Origin of the sequence: Dokdonella sp. (assembly GCF_039926425.1) — a bacterium.
Lineage (GTDB): Bacteria > Pseudomonadota > Gammaproteobacteria > Xanthomonadales > Rhodanobacteraceae > Dokdonella_A.
This window is the reverse complement of sequence record NZ_JBDSWZ010000101.1, coordinates 1-15,743: the sequence shown is the minus strand read 5'-3', so window position 1 is coordinate 15,743 and position 15,743 is coordinate 1. Positions and strand designations below refer to the sequence as shown.

Here is a 15,743-nt window from a genome sequence, read left to right as displayed (position 1 = left end):
CGCGATCGAAGCGCAGGATCACGCCGCTGAGGCGGATCGCCGATTGGCTGGCTGGTAACTCGTCGGTGACCTGCGGGGCGACATGGGCGTCGCGTAGTTGCACGATCAGGCGGCGCTGCAGGATGCGTGTGGGCGGATCGGTCCACAGCTGATAGTGGTACTGGCGCAACTGCTGCGCGCCGGCATCCACGGCGTAGATCAGCGCCTGGTCCGCGTACAGGCCATCCGCACCGAACACGTCGACGACGATCGGAGTGTGGAATTCCGGCGTGCCGACCGGTTCAAGTGGCTGCGGGCGAGGCAGCCGGTAATAGGTGAAGTCCGGCACGGTTGGCGCACTGCAGCCGGCCACCACTAACCCCACCAACACGGCGAACGAGCGGATCCTCATTGCGTTTCATCCTCCAGCTTGTCGGCTTTCGGCGCGATGATCAGGCGGTTGGGGCTCTTGCGGATCTCGCGGCTGAATTCGTCAAGATTGCGACTGGAGGATTCCAGATGATGCGTGATCACGTCCATCCGGCTCGACAGGGATTCGAGCACGCTGCCGAGATCCTGCACCGCGCGGCGTACATCGGGGCGATTGTCTTTCGCGATGCCGGCGAGATCGCCCAGCGCGTGGTCGAGCGTTTCGCGCGTCTTGCGTAATTCGGATGCAAGGTTCTTCACTTCACCGAGGATCGCGCCGACGGCCGCGCGGTTCTCCGGCTTCAACACGTCGTTGAGCGCATCGGACGCGCGGTTCATCCGTTCGAGCAGCGCGCGCGTCTGGTCGAGCACAATCGGTGCGGACTTGTCGATCGTGCCGGTGATCGAATCGACGCGCTGCGACAGCGTGCTGATCAGTGGCGAGATCTGTGTGCGCGTGAGATCGCTGACCTGACTGGCGAGCTCATTCATCGCGGCGAACAGATCCGCGCCCTCCTCGCCCTTCAATTCGCCGCCCGCTTTCAGCGTGTCGTGGCTGGACCCTTCGCGGATGCCGATCGATACGTCCGCGAGCAGGCCGCTCGACTGCAGGCGTGCAGGGCTGTCGGCCGGAATCGGCCAGTCATGTCGAATTGCGAGCGTCACCTTGTAGCGCGTGCCGCTCGCATCACGCTCCGGCGTCAGCGCGCTCACCGCCCCGATGCGATAGCCCTGATAGAACACCGGTGCTCCGTAACGCAAACCCGTCACGCTACGATAGCGCACCACGTAGTCGTCGCTCGCGACAGTACGGCCGGTGATCAACGCAAGGCCGACCAGCAGCAGGACGATCGCGCCGATGACGACGGCGCCGACCAGCGTGTAATTGACGGTGTCGCGTTTCAAGGCGTGACCTTCAACGGGATTCCGGACCTTTCGTTGCCGACATTCCCGCGAGCGCGGGAATCCATTTTTCGTGAGGGTGCAAACACGCCGATGGAAGACCGGCTTTTGCCGACGCAACGTTCTTCCCGCACCTGCGGCCATGACGTCATGACATGAAACTCTCCGCGTAACTCTAGCATCATCACGCTTCCTCCTCGGTCAGTCGCCTGAGGTACGCATCCGCGTCCACATGTACCTCGCGAGGACGCCGGTTCAGTAGATCCTGGATGCGTTCGTTGTCTGCCGCGCGCACCTCGGCCACCGTGCCGGTCATCAGGATTTCGCCGGCATCGAGCACGGTGATGGTATCGGCGATCTTGAACGCGCTTTCCAGCTCATGCGTCACCACGACGATCGTCATGCGCAATGCATCGCGCAGCCGCAGGATCAACTCGTCGAGTTCGGCCGACACAACCGGATCGAGCCCGGCCGACGGTTCGTCGAAAAACAGCAGCCGCGGATCCATCACGATCGCGCGCGCCAACGCGGCCCGCTTGACCATGCCGCCGGAGAGCTGGCTCGGCATCAGATCCTGGAAGCCGCCAAGGTTGACCACCTCGAGTTTGATGCGACTCATGATGCGGATCGTCGACTCGTCGAGGCTGGTGTGCTCGCGCAAGGGCAGTGCGACGTTCTCCCCCACCGTCAGCGACGTCAGCAGTGCGCCGCCCTGGAACGACACGCCGATCTTGCGGCGCACGTCGAGCAACTGGCGATCGCTGATGTCGGCGATGTCGACGCCAAACAGCTTCACACTGCCGGCAACCGGACGCTGCAATCCGAGCAGGTGACGGAACAACGTGCTCTTTCCCGATCCGGAACCGCCCATGATCACGCGGATCTCACCCGGCTGCACCGAGAAGTCGATGCCGTGCAGCACACGCCGGCGGCCATACCAGGCTTCGAGTTTTTCGACGTCGATCAACGGCGCGCCACCGGAGTTCATGTTTCCATTCCAAGCACTTGTGTGGGATCGGCTTGAGCCGCGATTCCTCCAGCGCGGGTGAGCGTCGGGAGCATCGCGGCTGAAGCCGCTCCCACAATGACAAGCGCTGGCGCCGGAGCGGAAATCATCGGTTGAGGAAGAACGAGAAGATCATGTCGACCACGATGATCCAGCAGATCGACAGCACCACCGAGCGCGTTGTCGCGCGACCGACCCCTTCGGCGCCGCCGGTTACCGAAAAACCGGTGCTCACGCCGATCAGCGTGATCAGCAATGCAAAGACGACACTCTTGGACAGACCCTGCCAGACATCGCCCGGGCTGAGCAGCGACAGCGTCTGCAGCAGGTAGGCCGTCGGCGTCACGTTCAATGCCGGCGCGCTATAGAGCGCCGCGCCGAATATCGCGACCGCATTCGCGAAGATCGTCAGCGCCGGCAGCATCACCAGCATCGCGATCAGCGCCGGCGCGACGAGGTAACGGACCGGCTCGATGCCGATCACCGCAAGCGCGTCGACTTCCTGTGACACCGACATCGATCCGATGCGCGCGGCCAGCGCGGAACCGGAGCGCCCCGCAACAAGGATCGCGGTGATCAGTGCGCCAAATTCACGCGTGACCGACTTCGCCACCGCGATCACCACTTGCGATTGCGCACCGAACTCGCTCAGCGACGCGATGAACTGGATGCCGAGCATCAGTCCGACCGTGAAGCCGAGCAACGCGACGATCGGTAACGCATCGGCCCCGATCTCGCGCATCTGGCGGACCACCGCGCTGATCCGGACGGGCTGGCCGACGCGCCATCCGACCAGCGCGAAGTAGAGCGCCTCGACCAGCAACATGGCCGCGTAGCCGATGCCGCTGAGCGACTCCAGCGTTGCGCGACCGATGGTCGCCAGCGGGCGCGCGAATGCATTCACGCGGCGGCGATCACCGCATCGGGCGTATCGACGATCAGGAACACGCGGTCGAGACGCGCGAGTTCGAGGACCGCGCGCACCGCATGGCTGACCGAGACCAGCGCGAACCGGCTGCCACGCGTGCGGGCATTCTGAAACCCTTCCACCAGCGCCGCGATGCCGGACGAATCGATGTAGCTCACGTCCGACAGGTCGACGCCAACCGCTGTGTCGTTCGCGATCGCGTCGAGCACCGCGCGGCGAACCTGCTGCGACCAGGAAAGATCCACTTCGCCACTCAGGCGAATCAGCACGTAACCGTCGCGGTTTTCGCTGGCCACGCTGTTTCCACTGTCACTCATGCTTCATTCGCCTCGTCGGTGCCGGGATCGCCCAGGCGCTTGCGCAGGATCAGCCGGTTGCCGTGAACGCTGGCTGCGGCTTCGATATTCCAGGAGTCCATCACCTCGTCGATCAGCGCGATTCCAAAGCCGCCGCATCGGCATTCGCCCAGCGGTTTCGGACGCAGCTCTTGCGGGTCCACCCGCGGCGCGGTATCGGTCAGTTCGAACGTCAGCACCGAACCGGCCAGCAGCATGCGCAGCCCGATTTCGCCGGTTCGCTCGGGGCCGTATGCGTGGCGGATGATGTTGGCGCTGGCTTCGTCAACCGCGAGCACGAGGCGATCGCGCAGCAACGGTTCGATGTGCAGCCGATCGAGCGCCTGACGGATCGCCGCTCGCAGGCCGCGCAACGCGTGCGCGTTCGCGGGGATGCGATGATCAAGCAGCACATCGGCCGTTTCCGCGCGCGACGTTTCCACCAGCAGCAAGGTCGTGTCATCGACCAGGCGCAATTGTTTCAGGTCTCCAAGGAGTCCGCGCAGTCGCGCGTGTGGCGAGGATTCCGCATGCCGGGCAATGAGCGCGCGAACACCCTCGTTGCCGATCGGAGTGCCGCCGGCGTCGCGCACGTCGGTGGCACCGTCCGAGAACGCGTAAAGCGTTCCGCCGTCAAGCGCGACCTCGTGATCCTCGTAGACCAGTCCCGTCATGATGCCCAGTGGCGGTCCGCCGGACGGAAAATCGGTGAAGACGCCACCGCGACGCACGATCACCGGCGGGAAACCGGCACCGGCGAAATGCACACGGGTCGCGGCGCGGTCGCAGTATCCGACCAGCGCGCAGACGAATCGTCCGTCCTGCGTCGTCTCGCACAATTCGTCATTTGCCCGCGCAAGCCACGCAGAGGGCGAGACGCCATCCTTGCCGGCCCAGCGCAGCAGGCTCGCGGCGCGCACCATCAACAACGCCGCGTCCAGACCTTTTCCTGAGACGTCTCCGACGAGGAAGGCAACGCGCCCGTCTGCGAGCTCGAAATGATCGTAGAAATCGCCGGAGATTTCGTGCGCCGGGCGATTGACCCCGATGACCGGGAAATTGTCGCGCCGACGTTTGGGCAGCATCGATTTCTGCAGGCGGCGAGCGAGATCGAACTCGCGCTTCAGGCGCTGCTGTTCCAGAAGGTTGCCCGCCATGCGGGCGTTGTTGATCGCGAGCGCGGCCGGCGCCGCGATGATGCCGAGCAGCTCGGCGTCGGCATCACTGAACGGCTGGCCGTCGCGGCGGTTGACGATCTCCAACGCGCCGATCGGCCCATCCGCGGTCGCCAGCGGCGCGCAGACGAGGCTGCGCGTGACGAAGCCGTTGTCGTCGTCCGCCGCACGCCACACGCGCGCGTCGGTGGTCGCGTCGGCCACCACCTGCGCAGCATTTTCAGCCACTGCGCGTCCAACCACCCCTTGCCCGAGAGCGAGGCGCGAACCGGTGATATCAACCGGGCCGACGCAGATGCGGCACTCGAGAACGCGCGACTCGGGGTCCAGCAGGAACAGCGACGCGGCTTCCACCTGCATGAAGTCGGCGACGCGCGTGACCGCTTCGGACAGCGTCTTGCGCAGATCAAGCGACACGGCGAGCGTGCGCGACAGGTCGGCCAGGAACGCGAGCGTCTCGCGCTCGCGCGCAGTTGCCGTTGCACGCAGGGTCGGCGCATCGACGGCGCGCGAGGCGGCCGGCTTCGCGCCCACGACACTCATTCGATGTCGCGCCCGCTGCCACGCAGTGCGCGTGCGCTGCGCTTCTTGCGCAGACCCCACAGCGTCAGCGCAGGTCCCGAGATGACATAGAGCACAGTGACGGTCAGCACCACACGGGGAGGATCCACCGCGAGTCCGGTGAGGATCAACATCGCTGCGGGAATCCAGATGAACGGAACACGGTCCGACTTTGGCGCGGCCTTGAAGCTGAAGTAGCGCACGCGGCTGACCATCAGCAGACCCGCGACGATGGCGACAACCGGCGTCACGAAATCCATGTCGGAGGCGGTCGCGCCAAACAGGCCCTTGTCCTCGATCGCCCACACGAACGACATGCACAGCGCCGCAGCAGCAGGACTCGCAAGCCCCTGGAAATAGCGCTTGTCCGCGACACCCACCTGCGTGTTGAAGCGCGCGAGGCGCAACGCCGCGCACGCCGCATAAATGAACGCGGCGGCCCAGCCGAGTTTCCCCCATCCCGGGCCATACGCTTTCAGCGACGACAGCGACCACGTGTAGAGCACCAGCGACGGCGCGACGCCGAAGCTGACCAGGTCGGACAGCGAGTCGTACTGCACGCCGAATTCGCTCTGCGTTCCGGTCAGGCGCGCCACGCGCCCGTCAAGGCCGTCGAGGATTGCCGCGACGAACACCGCGATGGCCGCATCGGTAAAGCGGCCACCGATGGCCGAAATGATCGCGAAATAGCCCGCGAACATCGCCCCTGTCGTGAACAGGTTGGGCAGAAGGTAGATTCCTCGCCGCGGCTTGCGCGTGACGGTCGGAGTTTCTTCCATGGTCGAGCCGCGACAATGTTGGGATAGGGTTCGGGAGTGTACCGTGAACCACAAAACCGGGCGCTTTCGCTTGTGTCCGGGCGCAACTGGTGTTATCCAGTCGCCCGTCCGGGTGCCATCCCTGAGCATCCGCAAGCATGAAGGTTTTCGATGAAACGCACTTGGCTCCTGCTCGTCCTGCTGGCCGTCACCGTTCCAGCCGCAGCGACGGATATGTATTCCTGGACCGACGCGAACGGGGTCAAGCATTTCTCGGACACACCGCCGCCGGCCAGCGCGACGAAGGCGCAGCGGCTCAAGCTGAAGGGCGGCGTCACCACCGGTGACGATGCGGCCAACGTGCAGAAAGAAAAAGAAGAGGCAGCGAAGGCGGCTGGTCCCGCTCTTGCGGCGGCTGCCGGCTACGCGCCGGAAGACATCAAACGCAATTGCGAGATTGCCCGCAAGAACCAGGCGAACCTCGAGGGCCAGAAGCTGCCGGTCGATGCCGAGGGCTATCCGACCGATCTTGAGGCCGCGAAAACCCGCCAGGCCCAGATGGACAAGGCCGCTCAGCAGGTGAAGCTGTTCTGCGCCAGCTGAGCGTTCAGATGCAGCGCGAATCACTACTCCACTCGTCCTCCACGACGCGTTGAGCCGTTGCCGCGAGCCCCGCCGAAAGTTTCCGGTCGCTGCTCGAACGCACGCCCCGCTGCTAGAATCGCCGGTTCCCCGGCCTTCTGACGGTACGCCATGCGCCTTTCCCGCTTCCATCTCGCGACCGTCAAGGAAGTTCCGGCCGACGCCGAAATTGCCAGCCACCGGCTGATGCTGCGCAGCGGAATGATCCGCAAGCTCGCGGCTGGAATCTATACGTGGTCGCCGCTGGGCTTGCGCGTGCTGAGCAAGGTGGCGAACGTCGTGCGCGAGGAAATGAACCGCGCCGGTGCGGTCGAGCTGATGATGCCCTCGATCCAGCCGCGTGAGTTGTGGGACGAAACCGGCCGCTGGGAGAAATTCGGCGGTCAGCTGCTGAAGATCAAGGATCGCAAGGAAGCGTCGTATTGCTACGGTCCGACGCACGAGGACGTGATCACCGATTTTGCGCGCCATGAGCTCAAGAGCTACAAGCAGCTGCCGGTCAATTTCTATCAGATCCAGACCAAGTTCCGCGACGAGATCCGACCGCGTTTCGGCGTGATGCGCGCGCGCGAATTCCTGATGAAGGATGCGTATTCGTTCCATCTCGGACAGGAATCGCTGGCGCAAGAGTACCAGTCGATGTACGACACCTACGGCCGCATTTTTTCGCGCCTCGGGTTGAGATTCCGGGCGGTCCAGGCCGACACCGGCGCAATTGGCGGAAATGCCAGCCACGAATTCCAAGTGCTCGCCGACTCGGGAGAAGATGCCATCGCGTTCTCGACAGGGTCGGACTACGCGGCGAACGTTGAAAAGGCCGAGGCGATGGCGCCGGCGACAGCGCGGCCTTCGCCGCATGCGACGCTCGAACGCGTTGCGACGCCGACCCAGAAATCGATCGACGAGGTCTGCGCTTTTCTCGGCGTTCGTCCCGATCAGTGCATCAAGACGATCATGGTGCGAGGTCGCGATGGACTGGTCGCATTGTGTGTCCGCGGCGACCATGAAATCAACGAAGTGAAGGCGGCGAAGCTGCCCGAACTCGCGGGCGAAGCAACTCTGGCCGATGAAGCGGAAATCCTGCGCGCGACTGGCACTCGCCCGGGCTTCATCGGGCCGGTCGCCCTCCCCGATTCGATTCCGGTCATCGTCGACCGCGATGCCGCGGTGCTCGCGGACTTCGTCTGCGGCGGCAACGAGCACGGCACGCACTTTCGTGGGGCCAATTGGGAGCGCGACGCGCGCGTGACCCGCGTCGAGGACCTTCGCAAGGTGGTCGAGGGCGACGCGTCGCCCGATGGTCAGGGCACTCTGTCGATCGCGCGAGGCATCGAAGTCGGCCACGTGTTCCAGCTGGGCGACACGTACGCGCAGGCGCTGGGCGCGACCGTGCTCGACGAAGCCGGCAAGGCCCAGGTCATGCTGATGGGCTGCTACGGCATCGGCGTCAGCCGCATCGTCGCCGCTGCGATCGAACAGAACCACGACGCCGCCGGCATCCTCTGGCCGGAGCCGATGGCGCCGTGGCAGGTTGCGATCTGCCCGATCAATGGGGCGCAGAACCAGGAGGTGCGCGAAGCCGCTGAAGCACTCTATTCGGAACTCGTCGCTCGCGGCGTCGAGGTGGTGCTCGACGATCGCGGCCTGCGCCCCGGACCGATGTTCGCTGACATGGAACTGATCGGAATTCCGCACCGCGTCGTTGTCAGCGAGCGCGGCCTCGCCGCTGGAACATTCGAGTACCGGTCGCGCAATGAGACGGAGAACGAGTCGCTCGAACGCGCCGTTCTTCTCGCCCGACTGGACGGGTCGCAGCGACCGGAATAATCGCTGCGCTTCTTGCGCCAGCGCAATCCGATCGATTATCTCCGACACCTTGCAGTATTTTATCGCCGATTATGCGGGGGATTGCCGCAGGCGGTCGCGCTTGCATATACAGCGCCGCCGTGAAATTGCTAGCATCGGCGGTTAGCACCATTTCGCGGTTCGATTCGGCGGATTTCAGTGTTCCGAATCGACCCGCTCCGGAATTGAAGAGGAACCCAAGGCATGGCCATCGACCTGAAGACGCTCACTCACAACCAGCTTGCGGATCTGATTGCGCGAGCGACCGCCCGCCAGCAGGAGCTCGTCAAGGAAAAGGCATCCAAGTTGCGCGAGAAGATCAATGCGCTGGTCAAGGCTGAGGGCTTGGAACTGGATGAAGTCATGGGCCGCGCCGGCGCGACGCGCGGCAAGGCGCGCGGCAAGGTGAAGCCGAAGTACCGCAATCCAGCGGATCCTGCGCAGACGTGGACAGGGCGCGGCAAGCGTCCAAACTGGTTTCGCACCGCACTCGCGGCCGGCAAGAAGGAAAAAGATTTGCTGATCGCCTGAGCACACGCGTAGTGTTCATCGAACGCCGGCTTCAAGCCGGCGTTCGCATTTCCGGAGCGGTGCGCTGTGGCAGGCCCGCCACGCATACGGGATAATCAAGCCTACATGGGGCGCCGTTCATCACGGCATCGCGCACGCGGTGCGCGCTGTGACGGCATCTGTCCCTTCGATGGCTCCCTGACTCTTCGCCCGATTCGGCATCGAGGGTCTTCGCGATTGATGCAGGAACGCATGTCCACGAACCTTGGATTGATCAACAGGCCGGTATGGGAACCGGGAATCGAGCGCATCGAGCGGGCGAATCTCAGCCGGTTCATGCGGTTCGTGCGCGAGAGCACGGGCAACGACGACATTCGCCGACACACATCGCTCTATGATTTCTCGATCCGGCACCCGGAGCGGTTCTGGTCTCTGGTGTGGGAATTCTGCGGCATTCGCGCGCACGGCGACCACGAGCCGGTACTCGTCGATCGCGACCGGATGCCGGGGGCGCGCTGGTTTCCGAACGTGACACTGAACTTCGCGCAGAATCTGTTGCGTTACAAGGACGATCGCTGCGCCATCGTCGCGCGCAACGAATGGGGCAATGAGCGCGAGATCAGTTACGCGCAACTGCATGCGGACGTCGGTCAACTCGCCCATGCCCTGAAATCCGCGGGCGTCGGTGTCGGCGATCGGGTCGCCGGATTCCTGCCGAATATTCCGGAAGCGGTCATTGCAATGCTGGCCACTGCATCGATCGGCGCAATCTGGTCATCCTGCTCGCCCGATTTCGGCATTCGCGGCGTGGTCGACCGGTTTGGCCAGATCGCGCCGAAGGTGCTGTTCACCGCCGACACATATGGCTACGGCGGGAAGCGGTTCGGATGCCTCGATCGGGTCCGCGAGGTGCTCGACGACATTCCTTCGATCGAGCGCGTCGTGGTGATTCCGTACAGTGGCGAGCCGCTGACACTCGACGGCCTGCGCGGTGCGGTGACATGGCCGGATTTTGTCGGCAGCGACACGCATGCGCTCGACTTCGCCGCGTTGCCCTTCGATCACCCGCTTTACATCATGTATTCGTCGGGCACGACCGGGGCTCCCAAGTGCATCGTGCACGGCGCCGGTGGCACGCTGATCCAGCACCTGAAAGAACTGGTGCTGCATACCGACCTCAAGCGCGAGGACCGGCTGTTCTACTACACCACCTGCGGCTGGATGATGTGGAACTGGCTCGTCTCCGGACTCGCGGTCGGCGCGACGCTGGTGCTCTACGATGGATCGCCGTCGTATCCCGATGGCAACGCGCTGTGGAACCTGGCCGACGAGGTGGGCATCAGCGTGTTCGGCACCAGCGCGAAATGGATCAGCGCGATCGAGAAAGCGGGCGTGAAGCCGCGCGAGACGCACAAGCTGCAGAACCTGCGCACGATTCTGTCGACCGGGTCGCCGCTTGCTCCGGAAAGCTTCGACTACGTCTATCGCGACATCAAGGAGCGCGTGCTGCTGGCCTCGATCTCGGGCGGCACCGACATTGTTTCCTGTTTTGCGCTCGGCAGCCCGCTGCTTCCCGTCTACCGCGGCGAATTGCAATGCCGCGGACTCGGTCTCAAGGTCGAGATCCTCGACGACGACGGCAAACCGGTGCGCGGCGAAAAGGGCGAACTTGCCTGCATGGCGCCATTCCCTTCGATGCCGGTCGGCTTCTGGAACGACCCCGGCGACGAAAAGTATCGCGCCGCCTATTTCTCGCGCGTTCCGGGCGTCTGGTGTCATGGCGACCACGCGCTGCTCACCGAACACGACGGGATCATCATCTATGGCCGTTCGGACGCGACGCTCAATCCAGGCGGCGTGCGGATCGGTACGGCGGAAATCTACCGGCAGGTGGAACAGGTGCCCGAGGTGCTCGAATCGGTTGCCGTTGGCCAGCAGTGGGACGAGGACGAGCGTGTGATCTTGTTCGTGCGCCTGCGCGACGGCGTGCAGCTTGATGACGCGCTGCGCGATCGCATTGCCAGGCAGATCCGCGTGAACACGACGCCGCGACACGTGCCGGCGAAGATCCTCCAGGTTGCGGATATCCCGCGAACGATCTCCGGAAAGATCACCGAGATCGCGGTGCGTGAAACGATCCATGGACGAGCCGTGAAGAACACCGATGCGCTTGCCAATCCGCAGGCGCTGGAGCTGTTCCGGGATCTGTCCGAGCTGGACCCGCAATGAAAAGCCGTCCGAACCACCCGCAGATCCAGACAGCGGTGTTCCGCTCGTCATCGGGGCGTGCAGGATGCTGAAGCAAGCCTACGTCGCGACCGTGCGCGCGTGTGCCATTCCGCTGCGTGCGGGCGGCATTCTCGACCGCTGGCAGCGCGCGCCGCGCGAATCGTTTCGATTCTGGCTCGGCAGCCAGTTCGCGATTTACGATGCGATGCAGTTGATGCGCATCGACGTGCCATGGTGGTCGTTCCCGGCGATCCGCGAAGTCGAGCACTGGCTCTCGGCTCGCAAGGATGTTCGGGCGTTCGAATACGGCAGCGGTGCGAGTACCGTCTGGCTCGCGCGCCGGTGCAGCAGCGTGGTCTCTGCAGAACACGATGCTCCATTCCTGCGCGCCGTGGAATCGGCGATTGCACGCGACAACGTCGAACTGCGGCTGGCCGAACCCGAACGTTCCGCGGATCCGCGAGTGACGTCGGGTCGCAACGGCTACGCGCAGTACGACTTCTCGTCCTACGTCGACACGATCGGCACCGACCGCTATGACTTGATCATCATCGACGGCCGCGCACGCGTTGCATGCCTTGAGCGCGCCCTCACCCAGCTCGCGGACGGTGGATTGATCGTGTTCGACAATTCCGAGCGGGCGCGGTACGCGGATGCGATCGCCCATGTGATGTTGCCACTGCGGCGTTGTCGCGGATGGGCACCTGCACTGCCGTATCGCTCGGAAACCACATTGATCGGCGCGCTGCCGCAGGAATCGCGATGAGCCTGCCTGAAATCCCCACCGTTGCCGTCCTCGTCCCCGTGATGAACGAGGAACAGACGATCGCCGAGCTGACCCGCGCGCTGCTGTGCGTGGCCGATGCATCGGACGCATTCCGACTGGTCGGCGTGCATTTCGTCGACGACGGCAGCGATGACGCGACTTGGGACCGCATCGTCGATGCGACGCTGACCGACCCTCGCGTGCATGGCGTGCGCCTGCGGCGCAACTTCGGCAAAGCCTCTGCGCTGCAGATTGGCGTCGCGGAAACGCAGGCCGACATCGTGATCACGATGGATGGCGACCTGCAGGATGATCCGCAGGAGCTGCCGCGCTTCATCGCCGCGCTTGGGTCCGGCTGCGATGTCGTCTCGGGATGGAAACGGACGCGCCACGATCCTCTTGGGAAGACGCTTCCCTCGAAGTTGTTCAATCGCATCACCGCCTGGGCCTCCGGCATCCCGCTGCACGATTTCAATTGCGGATACAAAGGATATCGTCGCGAGGTGTTCGATACCGTGCATCTGTATGGCGAGCTGCACCGGTTCGTTCCCGTCCTCGCACATGCCAGCGGCTTTCGCATCGGCGAAATCGAAGTGACGCACCATCCGCGGCGTTTCGGACATTCCAAGTATGGAGCTCGGCGCTTCCTGCGTGGTCTTCTCGATTTGTTCACGGTGCTGACGCTGACGCGCTATGCGCGCAAGCCCGGGCACCTCTTTGGTGCGGGCGGCTTGCTGTTCGGCGCGGTCGGAGTCGGGATCCTCGCGTGGCTCAGCGTGCTCTGGCTGCTCGGCCACAGCATCGGCGAACGACCGCTGCTACAGCTTGGCGTCCTGATGGTGGTGGTCGGCGTGCAGTTGTTCATGTTTGGCCTGCTGGCAGAACTGATGATCAGCCGCGAACGCGACATTCCGGCGCCGGCGCTCGTGCGCGAACGAACGAACGCACAGGTCGGAAATGACCCCCGCATCCAGCCTGCGCAGCCCGAACGCGGCCGGCACTGATTCGTGGACGCCGCATCGTACGATCAGTATCTGGGCGAGACCGATGACTGGCTGAAGGTGGCGCGCGCGCAGCTGCTGACCGACCTGATTGGCCGGCACGCGCCGCGCAGGAGTGGTCTGGCGCTGCTTGAAGTGGGCGCTGGTGCCGGACAGAATCTTCCGTCGCTCGCGCGCTTCGGCGAGGTGGACGCGATCGAAATCAATGATCTCGGTCGCAAGGCGATCCGCGCCCGTCAGGTCGCCCGCGACGTGTTTGCCGATCCGATCCCGTTCGATCTCGACCGTCGCTACGACGTCATTTGCGCGATGGACGTGATCGAGCATCTCGTCGATGACATCCAAGCGGTCGGATGGATGGCAGCACATCTGCACGCAGGCGGCCTGCTGATCATGAGCGTGCCGGCCTATCAGTGGCTTTTCAGCGACCACGATCGCGCGCTCGGACACCATCGGCGCTACACGCGCGCGCGGCTGATCCACACGCTGCCTGCCGGGCTCGAAGTGCTGACGGCCGCCTATTTCACGCATCTCGCGTTTCCACTCGCGGTGGCGGCGCGCGGCGTATTTTCGCTGGGACAACTCCTTCGACGCGCGGCGCCGGCGAAACAGGCGTCGCCGCGCAATGGCACGCCGGCGCGCGCGCTCGGAGCGTTGCAGGGGTTCGAACTCGCACTGATGAGGCGTGGCTACCGGCCGCCCTTCGGATTGTCGACCTTCGTCGTCGCGCGGGCCGTGAGCCTGGATGACGCATGAGCGAGCGCCGTCTTCGCCTCGCTGCCGCAGCGGTCCTCTTCCTCCTGATCACGGTCGTCGTGTTCGGCGTGCTGAAGTTGCCGTACTCGCGCGTGGACGTGCCTTACGCGTTCACCGGCGACGCGATCGACAAGCTCGCGCAGATCCAGAACGTCATCGATACCGGTTGGTTGTTCGACAACCTACGACTCGGCTACCCATTCGGCTACGACCGTCTCGATTTTCCACGATTCGATTCGCTGAACTATCTGCTGATGGCGCCGGTCGCACTGATCACCGGCCATCCGGGGACGGCGATGAACCTGTATTTCCTCCTCGGCTTTTATCTGATCGGTTTCGCCGCGCTTTTCTGTTTCCGGCAGTTGGGACTTCGCTGGGGTCCCGCGCTGTTGTGCTCGGTCCTGTACTCCGTGCTTCCTTACCACGTGCTGCGCAACGTGGGACACCTGACCAACGGCGCGTATTTCCTGGTGCCGTTCGCGGCACTCGTGCTGCTGTGGGTGGCACGCAACCGGTTCGATGCGAACGATCCGGGCGCAACGCGACGCTGGCTTCTTGCGCTTGTCGTGTGCGTGCTGGTGCCGCTGCAGATGCCGTACAACGGCGTCTTCCTCGCACTTCTGTGCCCGGTTGCGGTCGCACTCGCGATCGTGACTCGCCCGGGGTGGCGAACGGTGCTGGTGGCGTTGTCGCTCATGGCTGCGGTCGCCGGCAGCTTCGTGGTCGAACAGGTTCCTGTGCTGTTGCACCAGGCCAGCGTCGGCAAGAACACGCTCGTCGCGGACCGGTCGCCGGAAGAGGCGGAACTGTATTCGATGCGACTCGATCAGGTGGTGTTGCCGACGCAGTCTCACCGACTTCGTTCGCTCGCCGAGATGAAACGGCGATTCGATGACGCGGTGAACGTTCCCCAAGGCGAGTTCCGCAACCAGTACATCGGCGCATTCGGCGTGTTCGGCTTGCTCGCGTTGCTGTGGGTCCTGGTGCGCGCAGCGGCGGCTCCCGAACGCACACGCACGCTCATGCCCGACCAAGCCGACGAGTTCGTTCGCGCGGCCGCGATCCTTGCCCTTGCAGCGATCTTCCTCGCAGTCTCCAGCGGCGTTGGCGTACTCATCGCCTTCGCGATCACGTCAAAGGTGCGAACCTACAACCGGATCCTTCCGTTCCTCGCTTTTTTCTGCCTGTTCGGAGCAGGTTGGGCGCTGCAGGCAGTGCTTGACCGCGTGCGAGGAAACGTTCTGCGCGTTGCCATACTTTGCGCGATTGGAAGTGTGGCGGTCTTTGATACCGTCGTGAGAATGCCCCATGGTGGCCGCGCCGATGCCGTTGCGAATTTCGACGTCATTCACGCGTATTTCGCCAGCGTCGAGCAACGCCTTGGCAACGGCGCAACGGTGCTCCAGCTTCCAGCATCGTGGTATCCGGAGCATCCGCCGATCAACCGAATGACCGACTACGAGGAGTTCAAGCCGTTCCTGATGACGCACACACTGCGTTTTTCGTACGGTGTCTCGCAGGGCCGTCCGGGCTACGTGGCCAACCTTGCGCTGCAGAACATGCCCGCAAAAGAACAGATCCGACAAGCGCACGCGCTCGGTTTCGATGCCGTTCTGATCGATTCGCAAGGCTACGCCGACGATGAAGCACGCGCCCTGATCACCGATGCCCTCGCGAAAGCGTTGCCACAAGAACCGTCGGTCAGCCCCGGCTCGCGGTGGTGGCTCTTTCCGCTGGGCAACTGTTGCGGCGCGCCCGTCGCTCACCTCGACACCGCCAAGTCCATTCCGTTCGCCTATGACCCGAACGGCGAGCCCATCCGTTTCGCAACGGATTCGACCGGATGGATCTACAACGACGATCACTGGTCGTATCCCGAATCGTGGGGGACGTGGTCGCTCGGCGCGACCTCCCACGTTC

General features: G+C 64.1%; 15 protein-coding genes. 8 read left to right on the top strand and 7 right to left on the bottom strand.

Translation table 11 applies throughout. The features are described 5' to 3' along the window. The 7 genes from ABIV12_RS06725 to pssA all read right to left on the bottom strand — a co-directional run. Nucleotides 1-391, bottom strand: a 391-nt coding sequence (locus tag ABIV12_RS06725; protein ID WP_348057548.1) for an ABC-type transport auxiliary lipoprotein family protein, incomplete at its 3' end; no start/stop codon positions are given. Continuing rightward, complete coding sequence (locus ABIV12_RS06720) at nt 388-1,314, bottom strand: MlaD family protein (RefSeq protein ID WP_348057546.1); 927 nt, start codon at nt 1,312-1,314, stop codon at nt 388-390. The genes ABIV12_RS06720 and ABIV12_RS06725, both read right to left, overlap by 4 nt. A 181-nt stretch (nt 1,315-1,495) precedes the next feature. Continuing rightward, nucleotides 1,496-2,299: an ATP-binding cassette domain-containing protein gene (locus ABIV12_RS06715; RefSeq protein ID WP_348057544.1), complete on the bottom strand. Its 804-nt coding sequence runs from the start codon at nt 2,297-2,299 to the stop codon at nt 1,496-1,498. Nucleotides 2,300-2,423: 124 nt separating this feature from the next. After that, nucleotides 2,424-3,221: an ABC transporter permease gene (locus ABIV12_RS06710; RefSeq protein WP_348057542.1), complete on the bottom strand. Its 798-nt coding sequence runs from the start codon at nt 3,219-3,221 to the stop codon at nt 2,424-2,426. Then, on the bottom strand, nt 3,218-3,562 hold the full coding sequence (locus ABIV12_RS06705; protein WP_348057540.1) for an STAS domain-containing protein: 345 nt from the start codon (nt 3,560-3,562) through the stop codon (nt 3,218-3,220). The genes ABIV12_RS06710 and ABIV12_RS06705 overlap by 4 nt, the downstream gene beginning before the upstream one ends. Continuing rightward, nucleotides 3,559-5,289 (bottom strand): SpoIIE family protein phosphatase, encoded by a 1,731-nt coding sequence (locus ABIV12_RS06700; protein WP_348057538.1) that lies wholly within the window; start codon nt 5,287-5,289, stop codon nt 3,559-3,561. Before ABIV12_RS06700 ends, ABIV12_RS06705 begins: the two co-directional genes overlap by 4 nt. 5 nt (nt 5,290-5,294) lie before the next feature. Then, nucleotides 5,295-6,095 carry a CDP-diacylglycerol--serine O-phosphatidyltransferase gene (gene pssA, locus ABIV12_RS06695; protein ID WP_348057536.1) on the bottom strand — a complete coding sequence of 267 codons (801 nt, stop codon included), beginning with the start codon at nt 6,093-6,095 and terminating at the stop codon, nt 5,295-5,297. Nucleotides 6,096-6,245: 150 nt separating this feature from the next. On the opposite strand from pssA, the gene ABIV12_RS06690 reads away from it, so the two are divergent. From ABIV12_RS06690 to ABIV12_RS06655, 8 genes are all read left to right on the top strand, one after another. Further along, nucleotides 6,246-6,677, top strand: a complete 432-nt coding sequence (locus tag ABIV12_RS06690; protein ID WP_348057534.1) for a DUF4124 domain-containing protein — start codon at nt 6,246-6,248, stop codon at nt 6,675-6,677. 150 nt (nt 6,678-6,827) lie between these two features. After that, nucleotides 6,828-8,543, top strand: a complete 1,716-nt coding sequence (locus ABIV12_RS06685) for a proline--tRNA ligase (RefSeq protein ID WP_348057532.1) — start codon at nt 6,828-6,830, stop codon at nt 8,541-8,543. A gap of 222 nt (nt 8,544-8,765) precedes the next feature. Beyond that, the gene (locus ABIV12_RS06680; RefSeq protein ID WP_348057530.1) at nt 8,766-9,092 is read left to right on the top strand and encodes an H-NS histone family protein; all 327 of its coding nucleotides are present in this window, start codon (nt 8,766-8,768) and stop codon (nt 9,090-9,092) included. Between the two features lie 231 nt (nt 9,093-9,323). Beyond that, nucleotides 9,324-11,300 carry an acetoacetate--CoA ligase gene (locus ABIV12_RS06675; RefSeq protein ID WP_348057529.1) on the top strand — a complete coding sequence of 659 codons (1,977 nt, stop codon included), beginning with the start codon at nt 9,324-9,326 and terminating at the stop codon, nt 11,298-11,300. A 64-nt stretch (nt 11,301-11,364) separates the two neighbouring features. Further along, nucleotides 11,365-12,066, top strand: a complete 702-nt coding sequence (locus tag ABIV12_RS06670) for a class I SAM-dependent methyltransferase (RefSeq protein WP_348057527.1) — start codon at nt 11,365-11,367, stop codon at nt 12,064-12,066. Beyond that, nucleotides 12,063-13,070, top strand: coding sequence for a glycosyltransferase family 2 protein (locus tag ABIV12_RS06665; protein WP_348057525.1), 1,008 nt, complete (start codon nt 12,063-12,065; stop codon nt 13,068-13,070). Before ABIV12_RS06670 ends, ABIV12_RS06665 begins: the two co-directional genes overlap by 4 nt. Before the next feature lie 3 nt (nt 13,071-13,073). Next, nucleotides 13,074-13,823, top strand: coding sequence for a class I SAM-dependent methyltransferase (locus tag ABIV12_RS06660; RefSeq protein WP_348057520.1), 750 nt, complete (start codon nt 13,074-13,076; stop codon nt 13,821-13,823). Further along, nucleotides 13,820-15,743 (top strand): hypothetical protein (locus tag ABIV12_RS06655; protein ID WP_348057518.1); only part of this gene is annotated, 1,924 nt, incomplete at its 3' end. The genes ABIV12_RS06660 and ABIV12_RS06655, both read left to right, overlap by 4 nt.